At 74.7% G+C, this 1,814-nt stretch carries 1 protein-coding gene; it reads left to right on the top strand.

All coding sequences use genetic code 11. From position 1 onward, the window contains the following. On the top strand, positions 1-1,814 hold a 1,814-nt coding region (locus ACYVE9_RS25275; protein WP_461030211.1), incomplete at both ends, for a sensor histidine kinase.

Raw genomic sequence — 1,814 nt, 5'->3', positions numbered from 1 at the left:
GGCCGGACAGCCAGGCGCAGCGCTCCCGGGTCGACCGCAAGGCCGCCGCGCTGCGCGCCGAGGAGCACGCCGACGTGCGTCGCATGCTGGACGCCCTGCCGGTGACCCGGCAGGAGGCACTCGCCGGCGACAACGGCCCGCTGGAGGCCCACACCGCCTACACCACCGTCATCCAGGCCCTCGGCTCCCTCGCGGAGGCGAACACCCGTGCGCTGCCGGCACGTTCCGGCACGGTCTCCACCGACACCGCCGACGCCGAGACCGCCGCGGCCCTGCCGTTGCTGGGCCGTTCCGTGGAACAGGCCGCGGCGGCCCGCGGTCTGCTGCTCGCCGCCCTCGAAACGGGCGGCAGCCAGCCCAAGCTGACCGCCGCCGCCCAGCAGGCCCGGGCCCGGGAGCAGGCGGCCCTCGCCGACTTCGAGCAGCTCGCCGGCGACGCGGCCCGTGACTCGTACGGCAAGACGGTCAACGGCAACGAGGTGTCCACCGCCGAGCGCTACCTCGCCCGCCTCACCGACCAACCACGCCTGAGCGCCGCGGACCAGGCGCTCAGCCAGAGCCGCATCGAGTCCACGCTGTCCGCCCGGATCGACCGGATGCGCGGTGTGCAGTCCTCGCTGGCGACCGCGGAACTCGCCCGCCTGGAACAGCTCCGCGACGACGACGTGACCGCCCTCCAGCTCGGCCTGGCGCTGCTCGGCGCCTGCCTGCTGCTGGCCGTCGGCGCCGGCGTGCACGCCGCCCGGTCCATGGCCCGCCCGCTGGCCGTGGTCCGCCTGGGCGCCCAGCGCATCGCGGCCGACCCGGTCGCCGAGGAACCCGTCAAGTACACCGGCCGCAACGACGAGTTCGCCGACGTGGTCCGCTCCCTCAACACGCTGCGGGAGGCCGCCGCGAAGCTCGACGAGCGCGCGGGCTCCGCGGAGAGCCAGGCCGTGCGCCTGGCCGCGACGAAGAAGACCCTGCACGGCGAACGCGAACGGCTCGGGCAGGAGAAGGAGGCCCTGCGGGAGCGCATAGACGCCCTGCAGGGCGCGGTGCACGGAACGTTCGTGCAACTCGCCCTCCGCAACCTGGGGCTGGTGGAACGCCAGCTCGCCCTGATCGAGTCGCTGGAGGAGAAGGAGGCCGAGCCCGAGCAGCTCGCCACCCTCTTCCGGCTCGACCACATGGCCACCCGCATGCGCCGCCACGGCGAGAACCTGCTGCTGCTGGCCGGCGCCGAGCACTCGGGCGGCAACCACCTGGGCCCGGTGCCCCTGCTGGACGTGCTGCGTGCCGCCGTCAGTGAGATCGAGCGGTACGAGCGGGTCGAGCTGGCCTCACTGCCGCCGCACGCGCAGGTCTCGGGCTTCGCCGCCGACGACATCAGCCACCTCGTCGCCGAACTGCTCGACAACGCCACCGCCTTCTCCCCGCCGGACGCCGAGGTGCAGCTCTCAGGCTGGATGCTGGAGAACGGCGAGGTCATGCTCTCCGTCCAGGACGAGGGCATCGGCATGACGGCCGACCGGCTCGCCGAACTGAACGCCCGGCTCGGTGACCCCACCGCGCAGGAACCGCCCACCACCGCCGACGACGACGCCCTGGGCATGGGTCTGTACGTGGTCGCGCGGCTCGCGGCCCGGCACGGCATGCGGGTGCAGCTGCGTGAGCAGAAGCAGGGCGGCATCACCGCCGTCGTGGTGCTGCCCCGCGCGCTGCTGCCCGACCGTCCGGCTCCCGCCGCGTCCACCGCCGCCGGCCCCCCGGTCACCGCGCTGCCCGGCCCGGTCGCGGAGTCCAACTCCCACGCCCTGCCCGCCCGCACCGCC

The sequence above is a fragment of the Streptomyces sparsus genome (assembly GCF_054776295.1).
This window is presented reverse-complemented; position numbering and strand designations above follow the sequence as displayed.